The 2,684-nt window shown below is 42.6% G+C and carries 3 protein-coding genes and 1 pseudogene; all 4 read left to right on the top strand.

Annotation, left to right across the window (positions count from 1 at the left end; translation table 11 throughout):
* Nucleotides 1-210 (top strand): annotated as a pseudogene (locus tag Q7P41_RS11540) (hypothetical protein); the annotation flags it as partial.
* Nucleotides 207-608, top strand: coding sequence for a VOC family protein (locus Q7P41_RS11535; RefSeq protein WP_303884407.1), 402 nt, complete (start codon nt 207-209; stop codon nt 606-608). The pseudogene Q7P41_RS11540 and the gene Q7P41_RS11535, both read left to right, overlap by 4 nt.
* On the top strand, nt 595-2,400 hold the full coding sequence (locus Q7P41_RS11530; protein ID WP_303884405.1) for an HAD family hydrolase: 1,806 nt from the start codon (nt 595-597) through the stop codon (nt 2,398-2,400). Before Q7P41_RS11535 ends, Q7P41_RS11530 begins: the two co-directional genes overlap by 14 nt.
* Before the next feature lie 16 nt (nt 2,401-2,416).
* On the top strand, nt 2,417-2,650 hold the full coding sequence (locus tag Q7P41_RS11525; RefSeq protein WP_303884404.1) for an acyl carrier protein: 234 nt from the start codon (nt 2,417-2,419) through the stop codon (nt 2,648-2,650).
* Nucleotides 2,651-2,684 lie beyond the last annotated feature (34 nt).

Below are 2,684 nucleotides of genomic sequence, written 5' to 3'. Positions count from 1 at the left end.
GATATCCTGAAAGTTGACCTGGAAAATTACCCTGATGAAAAAATTTCTCCTGCTTTCATAGAAAGCTGGGATTCCTTTGCCTTGTTAAACATGGTTATTGTGATTGAAGAAGAATATGGCATCAAGATAGATCCGAGCGAAATCATGGAGATGAACAACGGCTATTCCTCCATGGTTAACGTACTTAAAAGGCACGGAGTTGCGATATGAAAGTGCATCATGTCGGCATCGTAGTTAAGGATATCGAGAAGGCCTGTTTACTGTATCGGGGCCTTGGATACGTGCAAGTTGACTCTATCATCGAAGATAACGTTCAGCATAACAGGTTGCTTTTCCTTAAGAACGGAGAACTGCTTGTAGAGCTAATTGAACCCATTAATAGCTCATCTCCCGTATATAATCCAAGAAATCTAGGATACCATCATATTTGTTATGAAGCAGAGGATTTGGATAAAGCTATCTTTTCCTTTGAGGATGCAGGGTTGGGCAAGATCTTTACTGACAAAATTACGGCTCCTGCTTTTAACGGCAGGAAGGTCGTCTTTGCTATACTTAAGAACGGTACGATAATAGAGCTTCTGGCAGGTGATGTAGATGTCCGCAGTTGATGCAATAAAGAGAGATATCGCTAAGGCCGAAAAGTTGAGAGACTATTTAAACATCAACAGCAAAATAGACGATCTCGCAGACGAGACGTCAGACATAAACATAAAAAGGATAAACATATTTACCCTAAGGTCATTTACCATAGAAAACCTGGTACCTGTGCTCAGGGCAAAGTGCTTTGCCAGCGACATTTTGGCTCAAATAACGCTTGGCGGCTTCAATCAATACCTTCAGTATGTCTTAAACGACACAAGTGAGCTTTATGTTTCCAGGCCGGACTTAGTGATAATTGCCTTAAGGCTTGAGGACATGGCGCCGAAGCTTTTTGAAAGCTCCATCCTTGAAAAGGATGTGCTGAGCTTTATTGAATCTGAGGTATTTAATACTATTGAATCAATTGTTAAATCCATAAAGCAAAAAACGGCTTCTCACATCATCATAAACAACTTTGCCATGCCTGAATTTCCGGGTGCTGGGATATACGACTACCAGACCAAATCAAGCCTACTTAATTTTGTAAGAAACATCAACCTTAAACTCCTTGATTTAAGGAAAATTTACCCCGGGGTATATATAAACGACGTAGATTACATGGTAACCAAAAAGGGCTTGGACAACCTGCTGGATCGAAGGATGTGGTATGTGGCAAAAAATCCATATAACAGCAACTACTACCTGGGTTTGGCTGAAGAATATGCAAAGATAATAAGGGCGATCTACGGAATGGCAAAAAAATGCATCGTCCTCGACCTTGACAACACCCTGTGGGGCGGTATCGTGGGTGAGGACGGATTTAACGGTATTAAGCTTGGGGAAAGCTACCCCGGCAAATGCTACAAGGACTTCCAAAGGGAGCTTTTAAAGCTAACCCAGAGGGGGATAATACTTACCGTAAACAGTAAAAATAACTGCGACGATGCCATGGAGGTCATAAACGGTCACCCAGACATGGTTTTAAGGGAAGAAAACTTTGCCTGCATCAAGATAAACTGGAACGATAAGGCAACAAACATCCTGGAGATCTCGCGCGAGCTTAACATAGGTCTCGACAGCATGATCTTCATAGACGACAATCCCGTAGAGTGCGAGCTCGTCAAAGAAAGGCTTCCGATGGTAATGACATATTTAATGCCCGACGATCCAACCCTGTTTGTCGATTTCATAAGAGGCATCGACTGCTTTGAAAAGCTGGACATAACGGAAGAAGACTTGAACAGGACCAACATGTACAGGGCGCAGATCAAGAGGGCAAGCCTTCAAAGCCAATTTGAAAGCCTGGACGACTTTTACAGAAACCTTGACATGGTAATTACCGTAAAGGGAGCGAGCGACTTTTACATCCCCAGGATATCCCAGCTTACGCAGAGGACCAACCAGTTCAACCTTACAACCAGAAGATACACGGAAGAGGATGTAAGGTCCATGGCAAAAGACGGCAGACATCGCATATATGTCTTCGACGTAAAGGACAAGTTTGGCGACTATGGCATAGTAGGCCTTGTAATAGTAGAGGAATTAAATGACAAGGAGTGGTTTGTTGATACCTTCCTGCTCAGCTGTAGAGTGATGAACAGGAAGGTGGAAGATGCCATGATGGCATTCGTTTGTGAACAGGCGTTAAAAAGCGGAATAGAAACCGTTTGGGGTGAGTACATCCCCACTAGAAAGAACCTTCCAGCGAAGGATTTTTATAAGAACTTAGGCTTCACGGAAAAGGCCGGCAAATACTTCCTAAACATCAAAGAAAGCAGGATATTCTGCCCTGACTATTTTAAGATGAACGTAGAGGAATAAAGCGGGGGATGAAAGTATGCATGTCAAAGAATTTATGGATAAGCTACAGGAAGCTCTCATGGATGACCACAAAAATTTCAATCTTGAGACCAAATTGGACGAAGTTGAAAGTTGGGATTCTGTCGGGCGTTTGGCCGTTGCGGTCATGATAAACACGGAGCTAGGTATTACATTAAATGTAGCTAATCTGCGAAATTGTACGTCTGTAGGAGATATCGTAGATTTGGTGAAAGAAAAGTTGGAGGGATAGCTCGTGGCCATTGCTAGATTAAAAAATTCTAAGA

Source organism: Acetomicrobium mobile (assembly GCF_937920065.1).
The sequence above is the reverse complement of the archived record's forward strand: the minus strand, read 5'-3'. Positions and strand labels throughout refer to the sequence as shown.

Excerpts from the sequence above, each read along its gene's own strand:
- Q7P41_RS11525 (WP_303884404.1), top strand. The coding sequence starts at position 2,417 with ATGCATGTCAAAGAATTTATGGATAAGCTACAGGAAGCTCTCATGGAT.
- Q7P41_RS11535 (WP_303884407.1), top strand. The coding sequence starts at position 207 with ATGAAAGTGCATCATGTCGGCATCGTAGTTAAGGATATCGAGAAGGCC.
- Q7P41_RS11530 (WP_303884405.1), top strand. The coding sequence starts at position 595 with ATGTCCGCAGTTGATGCAATAAAGAGAGATATCGCTAAGGCCGAAAAG.